The sequence below is a fragment of the Virgibacillus halodenitrificans JCM 12304 genome (assembly GCF_001310895.1).
GTDB lineage: Bacteria > Bacillota > Bacilli > Bacillales > Amphibacillaceae > Virgibacillus_Q > Virgibacillus_Q halodenitrificans.
This window is the reverse complement of sequence record NZ_BAZS01000012.1, coordinates 26,451-41,925: the sequence shown is the minus strand read 5'-3', so window position 1 is coordinate 41,925 and position 15,475 is coordinate 26,451. Positions and strand designations below refer to the sequence as shown.

General features: G+C 37.8%; 15 protein-coding genes and 1 riboswitch. Of the genes, 3 read left to right on the top strand and 12 right to left on the bottom strand.

Going from position 1 to position 15,475, the window contains the following annotated elements:
- Positions 1-131 precede the first annotated feature (131 nt).
- Positions 132-1,241, top strand: coding sequence for an N-acetylmuramoyl-L-alanine amidase family protein (locus JCM12304_RS08360; protein ID WP_019379298.1), 1,110 nt, complete (start codon positions 132-134; stop codon positions 1,239-1,241).
- 347 nt (positions 1,242-1,588) lie between these two features.
- On the opposite strand, the gene JCM12304_RS08355 is transcribed toward JCM12304_RS08360, so the two are convergent.
- The 8 genes from JCM12304_RS08355 to JCM12304_RS08325 all read right to left on the bottom strand — a co-directional run bounded on the left by JCM12304_RS08355 (position 1,589) and on the right by JCM12304_RS08325 (position 6,368).
- The gene (locus tag JCM12304_RS08355; protein WP_060679743.1) at positions 1,589-2,437 is read right to left on the bottom strand and encodes a DUF2785 domain-containing protein; all 849 of its coding nucleotides are present in this window, start codon (positions 2,435-2,437) and stop codon (positions 1,589-1,591) included.
- 21 nt (positions 2,438-2,458) lie between these two features.
- Positions 2,459-3,487, bottom strand: coding sequence for a MerR family transcriptional regulator (locus JCM12304_RS08350; protein WP_060679741.1), 1,029 nt, complete (start codon positions 3,485-3,487; stop codon positions 2,459-2,461).
- Positions 3,488-3,551: 64 nt separating this feature from the next.
- Positions 3,552-4,109 (bottom strand): AAA family ATPase, encoded by a 558-nt coding sequence (locus JCM12304_RS08345; RefSeq protein ID WP_019375751.1) that lies wholly within the window; start codon positions 4,107-4,109, stop codon positions 3,552-3,554.
- A 39-nt stretch (positions 4,110-4,148) separates the two neighbouring features.
- On the bottom strand, positions 4,149-4,901 hold the full coding sequence (locus JCM12304_RS08340; RefSeq protein ID WP_060679739.1) for an amidohydrolase family protein: 753 nt from the start codon (positions 4,899-4,901) through the stop codon (positions 4,149-4,151).
- A gap of 24 nt (positions 4,902-4,925) precedes the next feature.
- Positions 4,926-5,390 carry a GNAT family N-acetyltransferase gene (locus JCM12304_RS08335; protein WP_060679737.1) on the bottom strand — a complete coding sequence of 155 codons (465 nt, stop codon included), beginning with the start codon at positions 5,388-5,390 and terminating at the stop codon, positions 4,926-4,928.
- 104 nt (positions 5,391-5,494) lie between these two features.
- Positions 5,495-5,833, bottom strand: coding sequence for a GNAT family N-acetyltransferase (locus tag JCM12304_RS20335; RefSeq protein ID WP_369813150.1), 339 nt, complete (start codon positions 5,831-5,833; stop codon positions 5,495-5,497).
- Between the two features lie 25 nt (positions 5,834-5,858).
- A complete protein-coding gene (locus JCM12304_RS20330) occupies positions 5,859-6,020 on the bottom strand; it encodes a GNAT family N-acetyltransferase (RefSeq protein ID WP_369813148.1) in 162 nt (53 codons plus the stop codon).
- 156 nt (positions 6,021-6,176) lie between these two features.
- A complete protein-coding gene (locus JCM12304_RS08325; RefSeq protein WP_019375747.1) occupies positions 6,177-6,368 on the bottom strand; it encodes a hypothetical protein in 192 nt (63 codons plus the stop codon).
- A 158-nt stretch (positions 6,369-6,526) separates the two neighbouring features.
- On the opposite strand from JCM12304_RS08325, the gene JCM12304_RS08320 reads away from it, so the two are divergent.
- Positions 6,527-7,792: a hypothetical protein gene (locus JCM12304_RS08320; protein WP_060679735.1), complete on the top strand. Its 1,266-nt coding sequence runs from the start codon at positions 6,527-6,529 to the stop codon at positions 7,790-7,792.
- Positions 7,793-8,772: 980 nt separating this feature from the next.
- Here the strand turns inward: JCM12304_RS08320 and JCM12304_RS08315 are convergent.
- The 4 genes from JCM12304_RS08315 to gltC form a co-directional block, all read right to left on the bottom strand.
- Complete coding sequence (locus tag JCM12304_RS08315; protein WP_019376447.1) at positions 8,773-9,816, bottom strand: ribonucleotide-diphosphate reductase subunit beta; 1,044 nt, start codon at positions 9,814-9,816, stop codon at positions 8,773-8,775.
- A complete protein-coding gene (locus tag JCM12304_RS08310; protein WP_172675270.1) occupies positions 9,794-10,225 on the bottom strand; it encodes a flavodoxin in 432 nt (143 codons plus the stop codon). Before JCM12304_RS08310 ends, JCM12304_RS08315 begins: the two co-directional genes overlap by 23 nt.
- 2 nt (positions 10,226-10,227) lie before the next feature.
- Positions 10,228-12,426: a ribonucleoside-diphosphate reductase subunit alpha gene (locus JCM12304_RS08305; protein ID WP_369813149.1), complete on the bottom strand. Its 2,199-nt coding sequence runs from the start codon at positions 12,424-12,426 to the stop codon at positions 10,228-10,230.
- Between the two features lie 191 nt (positions 12,427-12,617).
- A riboswitch (cobalamin riboswitch) is annotated at positions 12,618-12,808 on the bottom strand.
- Between the two features lie 110 nt (positions 12,809-12,918).
- Entirely contained in the window at positions 12,919-13,824 is a 906-nt protein-coding gene (gene gltC, locus JCM12304_RS08300) for a glutamate biosynthesis transcriptional regulator GltC (protein ID WP_019376450.1), read from the bottom strand.
- Positions 13,825-13,982: 158 nt separating this feature from the next.
- Here gltC and gdhA point away from each other — a divergent pair, with 158 nt between their 5' ends.
- Positions 13,983-15,377, top strand: a complete 1,395-nt coding sequence (gdhA, locus tag JCM12304_RS08295; protein ID WP_060679729.1) for an NADP-specific glutamate dehydrogenase — start codon at positions 13,983-13,985, stop codon at positions 15,375-15,377.
- Positions 15,378-15,475: the final 98 nt, after the last annotated feature.

Genomic DNA, 15,475 nt, shown 5'->3' with positions numbered 1-15,475 from the left:
ATTTAGGTATATTGACGAATTTTACTAGGGCTTCTGAATTGTTTTACTCTAAAATAGTTTATTTTGTACTTGTATAGGTAACAATTTAGTATTATGATTTACTTACTTTATTAATTATAAGGAGGGAAAACGTGAAAAAGATTTATTTTTCAGTTGTTGGTATTTGTATATTGCTATTTTCTATTCTTTTCATTCCTAATACGAGTCATGCAGAACAAGGGGAAATTTACGAAATTGGCGAGATCATTCTTAATGTTAGAAGTGAACCTTCTTCCAGCGGAAAAGTTATTGGTCAGCTAGTTGAAGGTAACAAGGTGGAAATTTTTCAAAAAAAACATGGTTGGGCTCAAACCTATTATGCAGGTGAAGAAGCCTGGATTGCTGCACATTACTTGATTCCAGTAAGTGGAAAAAGTCAGCAAGCGAAAACAGATAGATCCAATGAACAAGTGACCATTACAGCAAGTAATGTCAATATTCGTTCAGGACCTGGCGAAAACCATCCAGTAATTGCTTCCACAGATTCAGGAAATACATATAACATTGTAAAAACTTCAGGTGATTGGCACAACATAGAATTGACTAACGGAAATACTGGTTGGGTAGCTTCATGGTTAACGAATAATGGAACGAACAATAATGCTGCCGGGCAATCAAAGAAACAAACAAACTCAGTTAAAAATACAAAAAAAGCGAATGGCACGTTAAACGGTTATACAATCGTTGTTGATCCAGGGCATGGCGGCAAGGATCCAGGTGCAATTGGGCTTGGTGGGATCTATGAAAAAGATCTCATTTCGCCAACAGCTGAAGCAGTTGCTGGACAGCTTCGTTCGGCAGGGGCAAACGTTATCATGACACGTTCGGGAGATTATTTTGTTACACTCGGTAAACGAGTGGCTATTAGTAATAGCTATGATACCGATGCTTTTGTCAGTCTTCATTATAATACCTTCCCGATGTTGTCTATTAATGGTACGAGCACATACTACTATTCAGATAAGGATGCCGGCTTAGCTACTAAGGTGCAATCTGCTATGGCTTCAACAGTTCCACTGGCTAGTAGAGGTAGTCTACAAGCAAATTATAAAGTATTAAGGGAGAATCGGGCGCCCTCTATTTTAATGGAGCTGGGCTTTATCACCAATCCTAATGACTTAGCTCATATTAAAACTGCCGACTATCAAAATAATGTTGGACAAGCAATTACTACAGGTTTACAAAATTACTTTAGCGAGTAATCAAAAGAAGAGCTACCCTCTTTGATATGGGGCAGCTTTTCTTTATTTGATTCCATATTTATTAGGATGTTATGCCATCATTCGAAAAATAATGTATAGTGAACAAATTATAGCTAGTTTGCGAATGTCTACGGCCGATTACTTCAGTCTGCTGCTGATTAATTTGCTCTCCGGAGGATTACTTCGCCCTCCTGCCGATTAATTTGCTCTACAGAGGATTATTTCGCCCTCCTGCCGGTTAATTTGCTCTGCAGCTAGTAGTCTTCACTCTACTTCGCATTTTCCTCCAACTGTGTGAAAGCTGAAGTTCAATAACTGCAATAAAGTTCTTTTATACTCCAAAATATTTAATCATAGAACAATTCATGCCAGGCTTTCAACTCCTTCAATAACCTTTGTTGAATGATCGGGAAATTTCCGTTGAACAAGCATCTAAAGTAAACTGCCCGAAAAAACCGAACAATTTCTCCTCTTTTTCTAAAGAAGACTAAGTTTGTTCCTTCTCTATTCAATAATTCATTTAAATTGGTAGATACCTCAGATATCCAGGATGCTATACGGTCTTCCGTAGCACCCCGACCCAACAATGCTTCTATAACAAAAACAAGCCTTTCTTCTTCATCATCCAGATAAGGAATTCCTTCCTCATTCCTTTTGAATAAGTTGTGCTGTACTGCTTTCAAACAATCATCAACTAACCCCATATCGAAATATGGATGTTTTACCGCTTCTGCCAATAGATCAGCACCGTGTGCAACACTATGCGCCCAACCTTTGTCTTTTACATACCCGCGAATATCTCTTTCTAATTCTAAATATAAAATACTTTGTTTAATAATTTCTCTAACTTCTGTCTCAGATAAACGAAATTCTTGGCTATCTTTTTCTAAAATCAAAGCCAGAACAAGTGAGGAAAAGGATCTTGAGAAAACGGAGTCTGTTTCTGTCTCACCTATGTTTAAAAATAAATGATTGGTATCCATACATGTTTTTACGATATATCTCCACTGATCTACTTTTAAATAATCTTCTTGAATTAATTTCCCGAAAGCGTTGTATATCAATGCATCTCTTAATTCGGGATCGGTTGAGCCAATATTACAAAGCATTTCTTTTATAAGCTCATCCATAGAAATTTTACTAAGGTCGTAGTCATTATGATGAGTAATTTCTTGCAGTACGGTCTTTAATTGCATTAAATGAACCTCCTTTCCAACTCATTTTTCAGCATATATAACGCTTAATATTGAATTTATTTGTTGTGCTTTGACTTCGTAATCATGTGCAACCAGCCATTCTATTAGTAAGGATCTATCAGCATAATACTCATCTTCAATCGCTTCCACAGCTTCCATATTCCCCTCTAAGCGATACATGTCTAGAACACGTTTCCTGTCATTTTCATTTTGGAACATTAAATCTGCAATACATAATTGCCCTCCGGATTTTAACACACGGTTTATTTCCTGCAAGGCTAGCAGCTTTTCTTCATCCGGTAAATGATGCAGAGCATAGCTGGAGACAACTACATCCATTGTGAGATCCATAACGGGTAAAGCCAGAAAATGTCCTTTCCGCACTTCCATCAAAGGATATTTCTCCTTGCATTTTTCAAGCATCTTACCAGATTGATCAACACCAATCACATGGGCACCTTGATGAAGAAATCTCCCTCCTAAATTACCTGTCCCAACCCCAATATCTAAACATTGGTCTTTAGCATTTAACGTAATACATTGCTCTACCGTAGATAAAGCCACATCATAGCCTTGATGCACGTTAAACGTATATCCTGCCTTTTTAATATGTTGATCATATTCTATAGCCTGACTATCAAAGTCCCACTTGTCTTTCCACCCTTTACGAATTTGCTTCAGTTTTTTTAGATGCTCCGCCAATTTGGATATCGGCTGGAAATCGGCAGAATCCACATGCTCCATCATTTGATCAATAGTATGAATCATATCCTTCATCTCCAAAAGCTTTTCATACAAGACACTGCGTTGCAGATTTAAATAATCCTCCATCTGCATTCCAGGCTGCTTCAACATCTCCCTAATCTCACTAATTTGAATACCAATCTCTCTTAGGGCAAGAATGGTACTTAGCCGATATAAGTCGTCTTCGGTAAAGATTCTATAATCATTTTCTTGGTCTTTTTTTAGACTAATCAATCCTTTCTCCTCATATAAGCGAATTGTTCTAGCTGTTGTATTTAGTTTTTTTGCTGCTTCTTTAATAAGCATGTTCGTCACCCCTTCACGTTTACTATAAGGGTTTACGTTACGTTAATGTAAAGGAGGAATTTCCCTATAGTTCAAAATGCTCTTTTATCCTTTCTGCGACTTCCACGGCACTTAGCTTGTTATTATCAATACGAACATAATTATCTCGTTTGAGTTCGCCTTCACGTGAATTCAGTCGAAGGGTTTCCATACTGTTTAATAAATTTTGCTCTGATTGGTTTATGTTGCGTTTTGTTGGTTTGTGTTCCAATCGGTTTGCAGTTTTATTTCGCTTCAGCCTGATATCTAATTTCGCTTCTAATTCTACAAAATAGATTTCCGCGTTTTTTTCTCTAAAAATAGTACATACATGTTCAACGTTTTCCCAATCCTCTTGCTTGTTAAATGCCCAAACAAAGGTAAAGATTATTCCATCTTGATCCGTTTTGGCAAAGGAACGGAAAATTTCTTCCCGAAAGGTATTGGATAACTTCCATAACTCCGGACTAAATCCAAATAATGGTTCTAAAAGATCGATCGTCATGTGGTTATGCATTAGTTTCAAGTTAGTAAGTTTGGCAAGCTCCTGGCCAACTGTCATTTTTCCAACTGCCTGAGGACCGAATATGAGTACTAGCTTCATAGCTTATCACCTTTCTATTTTATAAAATGCAGCTCTACGTTAATTAAGTACTTTTTGATACCAATTTACACCATTTTCACAAAGTACCTTTCGTGCCTCATTTTCTCCCAATACGTCTATAATAAGTTCCATATCGGATAGTTGAAATGGTCTGTCTGCTCTTGTAGATGGAAGGTCTGTCCCAAACAATAGTGCTTCTGGATTTACTGCATGTATTTGTTTCATAGCTTTTGCTGGATCAAAGTCAAGTCTGCCGAAACCAGTTGATTTTACCTTCACTCCTTGGTCGACTAAGCGAAGCAAATCATGAAATCCGTCCTGTGTTAATCCCAAATGGTCAATAGAAACAGCTGGTAGATTTACAATCAACGAAAAGTAATCTTTCAGTTTGGTGGAATCAATATACAACTCCACATGCCAATTGACCATTTCATACACCCGCCGAGCAACATTTTCTAAATTCACCATCGCCTCTGTTCCTCCACGTTTCACATTAAATCGTACTGCCCTAACCCCTAATTTATGTAATTCAATAATCTCGTCATCGGATACATCGTATGGTAATTGTGTTACACCTACAAAGCCTTCGCCAAGTAAATGAAGGGCCTTTTTCAGGTAGGATTGATCGAATCCTTGAAAGGAGCCTGACACAATCGCCCCTCCTGTCACGTTTAAGTTCTTTGTTTTCTCTTTATAATCCTTACATGTAAATTGATCCGGCACGTATCCTTGGTTGGGAATTAGGGGATATTTTGGATCTATAATATGTAAATGAGCATCGAAGATTTTCAAAAAAATCCCTCCGTAATGAAATAGTTAACCTAAATGCAGCTTTAATCCTTCGTGGGAAGCTCGAAATCCAAGTCGTTTATAAAACTCCAAAGCTTCGGGTCGCTGTTTATCAGTTGTCAACTGTACAACATGGGCGCCTCTTTCTTTTGCAAGGTGAATGGCCCATTCGATCATTTGAGTTCCTATCCCCTTACCTCGTAAAAATTTATTAGTTCTTACACCCTCTATCGTCGCTCGCCATCCCCCCTGATAAGTTAAGTAAGGTGTGAAGGTGATCTGTAATACCCCAACTATTTCTTCAGCGAGAACAGCTAGGATTAATTCATTATTTGGATCTCCTTGAATTGCATTAAACGCTTTTATATAACTTTCCGGTAGTGGATCCTCAAGTCTTTCTCTCTTCCTTCCCAATTCATCATCTGCAAGTAATTCAATAATTTTATGAAGGTCCTGGATCTCTGCTTTTTTACATTTGAGTTGCGTATTCATTATTTACACACCTGCTTCTTTGCTTGTTACCTTTATCATAACCTACTAACAAGCGTACAAATAATACTTTTTTGTTATACACTTTGATAACGGTTTGTTTTCAACTATTTACAATCATCATTTTTAATAATCGCATACAATTTTAAGTCATGTTGCTTTCCTTTTGCATACATCGCCTGTCTCAGTGTTCCTTCATACGTCATTCCACACTTTTTCATGACGCCCTCCGAACCTGTATTCTCCAGAAAACATTTCGCTTGAATCCGAACAAGTCCTCCTTCTCTGAAACCAAATCGGATAACTTCTGTTGCTGCTTCTGTCATCAAACCTCTTCTCCAACACGTGTGGGATAGTACATAGCCAATTTCACCTACTCGGTGTTTTTGATTCCAAGTAACATAATTGATTGTTCCAATTAACTTATTATTCTCCTTTAGAATAATGCCCCAAAAATAAGAATCGCCTTGCTCATAACCTTTTTGTATCCTCCAGCGACTGATGCGTTTCCCATGAAACGAATTGAGATACCTCTTTACAGCCTCCGTATTCGTTTATATCATGAAGATCATTCTCCGTAATTCTTCTTAGAATAAGCCTTTCTGTTTCTAATTCTGGTAAACTATTTCTCACATACAAACCTCCTATATTCAACTTCTTATTAAAATAAAAACTCACCCCCAACGTTTTTACTTAATTGTAGGAGTGATTCATCAACTGCCTTATGGAATAATCGTTTTGGATCTTCCATCCTTTCATTATTTATATCTCAGTCTCCATCCTTAATTATTAATTAGGTCCGTGGTTTTGGTTATTCATATTAGCCTGATGAATAATATTTTCCGGAAGATTACGGGGGTCATCATTTAAAGGTTTAGCCTTTTCCCCGGGGTTTATCCGCCCACCTCTTTTTTTGGCGACAAGATCGATAATATAACCAAACACTAATAGCCCTCCGACTATTTGAAGCCATAATGGCATATGAATCTCCCTTTCCTTAGGTTTATTTATTTCTAGTATATGTTTATTTCAGATTATTTACAATATTACTTTACAGTAACTTCCTATTTCCCTTGAAATGTAACCTTTATCGCATCATGTTATACTGAAGAAAATAAAAAAGTGAGGGTTTTATATATATGGACAATAAATTGGAAAAACTAGCGAAAGCTACTGCAGAAGAGTGTGGTCTAAGCAACTACTTTCTGAAAAGAAGCCACATCTTTAAAGAAAGTGGTATACCTGGGGAACATAGCTACCTTTTATCCACAGAGTGGTTCCCTGAAGACTCTGAGCCTATGGATGAAGAACTCAATCCACCTGGTGCTGCTGTGATCGATATTGATATTCAAACTGAAAAAGTGAAGCGAATTATTTTTGTGCAGGATGTCTCCTTTGCTGAAGAAGGCAGTTTTCCTAACTTAAATCAAAAAGAAGAAACGATTACATGGATCGAAAACATTACCGGCTTGGAATTTGGACGACAATTTCAGCTATTGCCTACAGAGGGAACGACAATGCATTTTCAAGCGGCTGTTGATAACATTCCGGTTTTCCCTACTGGTGTAATTAATGTGGAGTTTAATAATGAAGGCCAACTTACGCTATTTTCTATTGATGGTAACTTCCCTTCCGAAGATGCTATTCATTGGGAGCCTTTTGCGTTAACAACAGATATTGTTGAATCTGTTGCGAAAGAACAAATGCAATTGCTTGAAGTGCCTTTAGAGAGTGAAGAAATGTGGAAATCTATCTATAGTGCAACGAGCGTATTTCTAACAAATGACGTTAAGAAAGTAATTACATTTGAAGAGGCAGAAGAACAGGCTGCTTATGTAAAAAAACAAATTATTATGGAATGGGAAGAAGCTATTAAGGATCCTTTTTCTCCAGTAGAAATTGACTTATCTCTTGAGGCTACGGAGGAGGAAGCATTATCTGATCATAGCACTTCTAAGAAGGAACTGGATAAAGAGGATGAGGAAAAAGCAACATTAGAAATTAAGCGGTTCCTACAACGAGTTTATCCTGATGACAGTGGTAAATGGATGCTGTACAGTTTGCGTTTACAAGATTCTTATATCATTGCAGAGTTGCTTCCTGCAGAACGTGGGCGACGAGTAATTGATCGCAAACTTCAGGTATATCTTGATAGTGAAAAATATACTGCTTTGAATTACTCAGATTTTGATAGCCTAATTGAAATTTTTGATCACTTTTCACCAGCTCAGACTCCGGTTTTAACAAAACAGCAAGCATTTGAGCTTTTACGTAAACATGTAGAAGTTACACCTGTTTATGTCTACAGTCAGACAGAAGACAAATATATATTATGTGGAAAAATAGATTGTTCCTATGGTGTTGACGCAGTATCAGGGAAAGTTATCCCATTGGATCAATTATAGATAAGATAGAGGTATACTTTATCTTCGCTTTACAATGCATACCTGCCTATTAGTTAGTTGTGGACGAGTGATTCTGTCGTAGATTATATTTTCTTTATCAGCAAGGGATCATAAATTTTATGTTGGGGGCCACCAGTGATTAGCAAAATAGTTAAACTACGACGTAACTTAATAGTACTCTAAGCGGCCGTTGCGGAAAACACACTCCGCTTTCCGTGGGCAACGCTTCAGCTTCCTCGGAAGAAAACCACTTCCTGCGGGATCTTCAGCTGGGGCTGCGATTACTCGCCCCATCAAAAAGCCCTGTTGTTTTTCCTACACTGGAAAAGTGGTTAGATATTAACCCGCTATTTATGGTTTAAAGCAGATACAAATTGATTGGAGCGGAAGGGGGCAATCTAAGAACGCCACGTCCTGTGGCAACGATTGCATAACCAACGTCCTGTTGGCCCGCGACTCCTGCCGGAATAGCATGAGGCCACTGAAAAAGTCCGGTAAATTCTTGAGAAGGCTAGTTCCAAAAAATTACATCACCACTTTTTAGCCTATGAGTGGCATAAACTAGTTCTGGCTCTCCATTTATGCATATTAACAAAACAAAATTTTGGGATAGCGTCTTTTGAAAAACTTCTATTTTAGTAGAAAATGACTTTTTCAGTGGCCTCGAATTGCATGAGCTGAAGACCCTGCACGGAGCGTAGCGGAGGAAGCGACTGAAGCCATGCCGGGCGGCAAAGAAGACACTGTGAGGTTACGAACAGATGTCGCGCTTGTACCCGGAGGTGTGAAAGCGTCCCCCTGCAGTGGAAATCAATGGGTCTATTCCCCTCCTTAAAATGAAATCTACTACAAATTTACGTCGCAGTTTCCTCCAACTATGAAAAAATAAGATTATATGAGGTATCATATGCGCCCCAGCATTTACAATAAATCATCAAGAAGCATGCCTCCGGTGAAAAAGAGGCATGCTTCTTTTAATCTTAAAGATCGTCAAATCCGTTTAAATCACTTGTTTTGGTGTACTGTCTTGATTTTTGTTCAAAGAAATCAGTTTTAGTTCCATCAAAGTTATCCACATATGCACGAATCCACTTCATTGGATTCTCCACATGCTCTGGATATAATTCTTCCAATCCCATCATCCGGAGCATTTTATTTGCACGGTATTTAATATAGCCTTCCATTTCCTCTAAATCTATTCCCTCTACATTTCCCAATACATAATTCGACCATTCTGTTTCCAGTTCTACTGACTGCTTAAAGTGATCGTATACCCATTCAACAAATTCTTCTGTATTATGTTCCGGGTTTTCTGCCAATGTTGCTCTGAATAGCTCAGCAATGAAACGGCCGTGCTCCAGTTCATCTCTATTAATATAACTAATCATCGTGGAAGTACCAACCATTTTGTTATGACGAGCCAAATTATAGAAAAATGCAAAGCCAGAATAGAAGAACATTCCTTCAAGTAACGCAGTATACGCTAGCGTTTTTAGAATGTTATCCATTGTAGGTTTTTCCACAAATGAATTGTATTGGTTTACTAAGTTTTCATTTCGTTTCAACAACACAGGATCTTTTCTTCCAAGCTGAAAAGATTCGTTTTGTTCATCCAGTGAGACAACGGAAGCAAGTACATAGGAATAACTTTCATTATGCACAGCTTCTTGCTGGGCAATTACCGCCATTATTGATTGTACGGACGGATCTGTTGCATATAACGAAATTAGTAAAGCAGTACGTGTTTGTGGTCCATCTAATGTGGACAATAATCCGATGATCTTTAAATATGCCTCTTTCTCTGCTTCTGATAATGTGGAAAATTGTTTTACATCACCTGCCATATTTACCTCATCAGCCTGCCAATAATTCCCAATCAGCCGCTTGTATATCTTATACCAATGTGGATATGCAATATCATTCCAATTCAATATTCCGCTTGATTTTCCTCCAAATAAGCCTGTGGACTTGTTTGGATTACGCGGCTCCAAAGTCTTTGCTTTAGAAAGCATAACTTCTGACATGTTCTAAAACTCCTTCCACCCAATCATAAACCATTTTTTCCTGATATCCCCGGGGGGACTGTTCAATTTTAAGCCCTGGCCATTTACTATTATAAAATTGAACCAGTTTATCTACTGCTTTACAAAACAATTCATCCCCGCCAAATTGTGTATCACCCGTACCAAAAACTGCAACATTCTCAGGCTTGTAGCCAATTTCCCATATAAAGTCTTTCACTTCTTCAGGCGTACTGCCCCTATCCCATGTAAATGTTCCAATAAAGATAAAATCATAATGGGAGACATCTACGGGGGGATCTATACCCATAAGATGTGTATCTACATTAAACCCTTTATCATAAAGTTTTTTTGCAATATGATCAGCAACTTCTTCCGTATTGCCACTATAGGTATGATACGCAATTAGCATCCTCAACTTTGACACCACTCACATTCTTCGACATCATTTGATGTTGAACGTACGTAATAAGTTGTTTTTAATCCTTCCTGCCATGCCTGCAAGTGAAGATTTAGCAAAACAGAGGCTTTAATCGTATTTGGCACATAAAAGTTGAATGAAATACTTTGATCTACGTGCTTTTGTCTAGCCGCATTTTGTTTCACAGACCAACGTTGATCGACAATATATGCAGAACGGCGATAAATATCGTACGTATGATGATCTAATTCTGGTGCCGTAACAGGAATCTTAAAATCCTTCTTTTCTTCGTTGTAAAAAGCTTTAAATACAGGATCAATACTAGCTGTAGAACCGGCAATCATCGCTGTTGTAGAGTTTGGTGCAACAGCCATTAAATAGCCATTACGCATTCCGTTCTGCTTTACTTGTTCTTTAAGACCTGTCCATTTGTCACTCGTATACCCTTTATTGGTGAAGTATTCACCCGTTTGCCACTTACTGCCTTCATATACAGGATAGGAGCCCTTTTCTTTACTTAATTCCATACTGTTTTTAATGGTTAAATAAGCAATTTCCTCATATAACTCGTCAGCGAAATTCACTGCTTCGTCTGTCTCCCATTTAATATTCTTCTTGGCAAGTAAATGATGCCACCCGAATGTACCCAAGCCGATAGCTCGGTATTTTTGATTTGTTAATTGTGTTTGCTTAATTGGCAATGTATTTATATCTATTACGTTATCCAACATACGTACTTGGATTTTTAACAAACGATCAAGCACACCGTCGGGAACAGCTTTTCCCAGATTAATTGAGCTTAAGTTACAAACAACGTAATCACCAGATTTATATTTTTGCACAATCGTGTTTTCATTTTCTACAAATTCTTCTATAAATTGCGTTGGAGATTGATTTTGCGTAATTTCTGTGCATAAATTCGAGCAATAAATAATTCCTTCGTGTTCATTACTGTTCTGACGATTCACTTCGTCACGATAAAACATGAAAGGCGTGCCTGATTCAAGCTGTGATTTCATTATCCTTTTCATAATAGAAATAGCTGGCACCTGTGTTCTGGAAAGATTCTCGTTTTGAATACATGCTTCGTACTTTTCGCGCCATGTTCCGCTGCCCTTTTCTTCATCATAGAAATCTTCCAAGGAGAAGCCCATAACCTGTCGTACTTCATGTGGGTCAAACAGATACCAATCGCCCCGCTTGTCCACTTGTTCCATAAAGTAATCAGGCAAGCAAACCCCTGTAAAAATATCATGGGCGCGCATTCTGTCATCTCCATTATTTAGCTTCAGATCAAGAAATGCTTCAATATCTTTATGCCATGCATCTAAATAAATGGCAATGGCCCCTTTACGAGTGCCCAACTGATCCACGTTAACAGCTGTATTATTCAGCTGCTTAATCCAAGGTACTACCCCACTGGACATACCTTTAAATCCTTTAATTGCACTACCGCGGCTGCGGATTTTACCCATATATACACCAATTCCGCCACCATTTTTCGACAGTTTGGCAATATCTGTATTACTGTCATAAATAGATTGAAGACTATCGTCGACTGTATCAATAAAACAACTGGATAACTGACCATGCGTTTTTCCGGCATTCGTTAACGTTGGGGTAGCCACTGTCATATAAAGGTTGCTAAGTGCCCAGTATGCTTCCTGGACAAGTTGTGCACGTTGCGCCTTATCCTCATCCTGCATTAAATACATAGCAATTATCATCCAACGTTCCTGAGGTAACTCCATTACATTCTTATTGTGATCTGTAGCAAGATAGCGACTTGCTATGGTATGTATTCCTAGATAGTTAAACAGCAAATCTCTTTGTGGATCAAGCTGCTTTTCAAAAGCTTCAATCTCTTCTTTATTATATTTATTTAATAGGTTAGTAGCATAAATTCCTTGCTCCGTTAGCGTACTAATTAATTTATAAAAATTGCCATAACGTAGATTCACATCAAAGTCCCGGTTTTTGGCAGCTTGACGATATAGCTCCTCAAGAAAAATTCTGCTGGCAAGAAACGCCCATTCAGGTGCAGATTCGTCAATATTTTCTAAAGCATTCTTAACTAAAATATCGGTTATTTTTTCCAAAGAAGTATCTTCTTGAATTGCTCTCAATGATTTTTCAATATACTTTTCCGTATTTATGGGTAATTCTTTTGCTGCCCGGTTAATCCATTCCATTACCTTTTCTTCGTAATCCAAATTCTTTGTTATCATGTGAAACCTCCTCAAAAAAATAATACCGATATACTGTCACCTTAACCTTTAGTGCAATAAAAAAACCGTTCTCCTCATATTAGGAACGGTCAAAACGACAGAACAGTGCTACTTAAACTAGCATCCATCGTTTCACCTTCTCTAATCCCGGAGAATGGAAACTACAAGTTATGGCAGGTATCCTGACTTTTGGTCTTTCTACTAGAGTCCTTCCCATTTGCTCAATAGACATCTCAAACAGTGGAATCATCTCGTTCGTCACAATTACAGTTGCGGGTACAGTTCCAGAATTTCACTGGATTCCCTTTTAAACACGAATGGTGTAACCATAACCAAAACACTATATATAGTGTTAATATTATATTTAGTTATCGATATATTGTATCTATAGACTATCATAGGTAATGAAGTTTATCAAGAAAAATGTAGATAAATATATACTCAAAAATAAAGAATTTAATATTGAAAGCTTTCTAGTCTGCTAAAGAATTGTTTTATAAATTCATAGAATAATTTTTCCGTTGGCAGCAGTTGTCGTTCTGCGGGGATAACTACACCCACTGTACGAGTTACATCTGGTTCCTTAATGGGAATTTTCACTGTAGAACGTGGTAAATGATCAACAAGCGTAATTTCAGGAACCAACGATACACCAAGTCCAGCAGAAACCAGTCCCTTAATGGCATCAATATCCTTCCCCTCAAAAGAAACTTTAGGGGAAAATCCAAGCTGTCTGCAAGCCTTTATGATAATATCGTGTAATACAAAGCCTTCTGGAAAAAGAACAAAGGAATCGTCCCTTAATTGATTAAGATGTAATGCCTTTTCCTGGGCAAGTCTATGTTGTTCTGGTAATAATGCAACAATTTTCTCTGTAAATAGAATAGAGTGCTTTAATCTTTTTTCATTAAGTGGAACAGGTCCAAGCAACGCTATATTACTTTCACCTCTAATTACAGCATTCTTTAAATCATAATATGAACCTTGATTCAATTCAAATTTTACATTTGGATATTGATTTCGAAAAGCAGAAATAGCAGTAGGTAGAATATAAGCCGCCAAGCTGCTCGGAAAACCGATATGAATGGTACCCCTTTGAGGATCTGTATATTCTTCTACTACTTGTACCCCATCATCTATTACGTTCAATGCTTGCTCCATATGATCAAGAAAAACCCTGCCAATAGGGGTCAATCTTACATTCCTGCCTTCCCTGATAAAAAGATTAACACCAAGTTCTTCTTCAAGATTAAATATTTGTCTACTTACTGCAGACTGTGCAACATGAAGCGCATCAGCAGCCTCTGTAACATGCTCACGTTTGGCAACTTCAATGAAATATTTTAATTGTCGTAGTTCCAAATTTAACCGCCACCTTTTATTAATCTCATTATAGCATTAATTATATCTAATATTCATATTGTTAAGATGAATTAATTCAGGTAAAATAATAAACAGAATATTCATTAATTCGGTTGGATTTTCTTAGCGATAATTTGAAGGAGGTTGTTGATGCCTTTATGAGTCTAATTAAAGAGAAAAAGGTTTCAGATGATAAATCAAGCGTAGAGAATGTAGAAAATTACTTAGAAGGACTTTATAAGCGTGTTCTTGAGCGAAATCCCAATGAGGGTGAGTTTCACCAGGCAGTTGAATTGATCTTCCAATCCCTCTCCCCTGTCCTCATTAAAAACCCTATCTATATTGAAAAAGGCATTTTGGAACAACTAGTTGAACCTGAGCGCGTAATTACCTTCCGTGTTCCATGGGTTGATGACAATGGGAAAGTCCATGTGAATCGTGGTTTCCGTGTTCAATTCAATAGTGCACTGGGCCCGTACAAAGGTGGGCTTCGTTTTCACCCATCGGTCAATTTAAGTATTGTGAAATTCCTAGGTCTGGAACAAATTTTTAAAAACTCACTAACCGGTCAGCCTATAGGTGGAGGTAAAGGTGGAGCTGATTTTGATCCAAAAGGAAAATCAGATAATGAAATTATGCGCTTCTGCCGCAGTTTCATGACCGAGCTTGCGAAGTATATCGGACCTGATGTTGATATCCCGGCTGGAGACATTGGCGTTGGCGCTAGAGAAATTGGTTATATGTTTGGCCAGTATAAGAAAATCCGCGGGACTTTTGAAGCTGGAGTACTAACAGGAAAGGGATTAAATTATGGCGGCAGTCTTGCCAGAAAAGAAGCGACCGGTTACGGCACCATTTACTTTGTAAAAGAAATGCTGAATAGTGCGAACCTGACTCTTCAAGATAGTACAGTTGTCGTTTCAGGATCTGGTAATGTGTCTATTTATGCAATGGAAAAAGCATTAGAATTCGGTGCAAATGTTGTTGCTTGCAGTGATTCCAGTGGATATATTTACGATCCGCATGGAATTAATCTGGATACAGTGAAGCAGATTAAAGAGGTGGAGAGTGGACGAATTGCCGATTATGTTGCAATTCATCCTAACGCTGAATTTGTAGATGATTGTTCTAAGATTTGGACTGTGCCTTGTGATATTGCTCTTCCGTGCGCAACACAGAATGAGATCGACGAAGCTGATGCAAAATTATTAATTGCTAATGGTGTTAAAGCCGTTGCAGAGGGGGCTAACATGCCTTCCACAACAGAAGCAATTGATTTATTCCTTGAGAACGATATTTTATTCGGACCTGCAAAAGCAGCTAATGCAGGAGGAGTAGCTGTTTCTTCTCTCGAGATGGCTCAGAATAGTATGAGAATGTCATGGACATTTGAAGAAGTAGATATGAAATTACAAGAAATCATGCAAAACATATACCAAAATTGTGTGGCAGCAGCCGAAGAATATGGCTATCCCGGTAACTTAGTTATCGGATCAGATATTGCCGGATTTGAAAAGGTTGCAAATGCTATGATTGAACAAGGTGTCGTATAAATTAGTTTAAAAAAGTGCTTACCCGAGTGGTAAGCACTTTTATTATGGAATATAACTAAGTCCGATAAATCTGCTTTAAAATATATGTTAATATTTTT

Coding starts and splice junctions, on each gene's coding strand:
- JCM12304_RS08320 (WP_060679735.1), top strand. CDS start 6,527: ATGGACAATAAATTGGAAAAACTAGCGAAAGCTACTGCAGAAGAGTGT.
- JCM12304_RS08310 (WP_172675270.1), bottom strand. CDS start 10,225: ATGCTAATTGCGTATCATACCTATAGTGGCAATACGGAAGAAGTTGCT.
- JCM12304_RS08325 (WP_019375747.1), bottom strand. CDS start 6,368: ATGCCATTATGGCTTCAAATAGTCGGAGGGCTATTAGTGTTTGGTTAT.
- JCM12304_RS08305 (WP_369813149.1), bottom strand. CDS start 12,426: ATGGAATGGATTAACCGGGCAGCAAAAGAATTACCCATAAATACGGAA.
- JCM12304_RS08350 (WP_060679741.1), bottom strand. CDS start 3,487: ATGCTTATTAAAGAAGCAGCAAAAAAACTAAATACAACAGCTAGAACA.
- gdhA (WP_060679729.1), top strand. CDS start 13,983: ATGAGTCTAATTAAAGAGAAAAAGGTTTCAGATGATAAATCAAGCGTA.
- JCM12304_RS08355 (WP_060679743.1), bottom strand. CDS start 2,437: ATGCAATTAAAGACCGTACTGCAAGAAATTACTCATCATAATGACTAC.
- JCM12304_RS08335 (WP_060679737.1), bottom strand. CDS start 5,390: ATGAATACGCAACTCAAATGTAAAAAAGCAGAGATCCAGGACCTTCAT.
- JCM12304_RS08345 (WP_019375751.1), bottom strand. CDS start 4,109: ATGAAGCTAGTACTCATATTCGGTCCTCAGGCAGTTGGAAAAATGACA.
- JCM12304_RS08315 (WP_019376447.1), bottom strand. CDS start 9,816: ATGTCAGAAGTTATGCTTTCTAAAGCAAAGACTTTGGAGCCGCGTAAT.